At 74.3% G+C, this 218-nt stretch carries 1 protein-coding gene; it reads right to left on the bottom strand.

Annotated elements, in window-relative coordinates; all coding sequences use genetic code 11:
- Positions 1-218: substrate-binding domain-containing protein (locus BN358_RS23165; RefSeq protein ID WP_198018389.1), on the bottom strand; the 218-nt coding region annotated here is incomplete at both ends.

The following is a 218-nucleotide window of genomic DNA, read 5'->3' on the forward strand; positions in this document are numbered from 1 at the left end:
TCGTCGGGGACGCGGACGCCCCTCGCGGCCAGCCGGTTGAGCAGGCCGCACGCGACGATGTCGTTGTAGGCGAGCACGGCCGTCGCCGGCGAGGCCAGCATCAGGTCCGCCGCCGCGAACCCGCCGTCGAAGGTCCCCGAGAAGTTGCCCAGGTGGATCACCTCGGCACCCGTGGCCTGGACCGCCTCCCGCAGGCCCTCCCTGCGCTGGGCACCCCA

Source organism: Sedimentibacter sp. B4 (assembly GCF_000309315.1).
Classification (GTDB): Bacteria; Bacillota; Clostridia; order Tissierellales; family Sedimentibacteraceae; genus Sedimentibacter; species Sedimentibacter saalensis.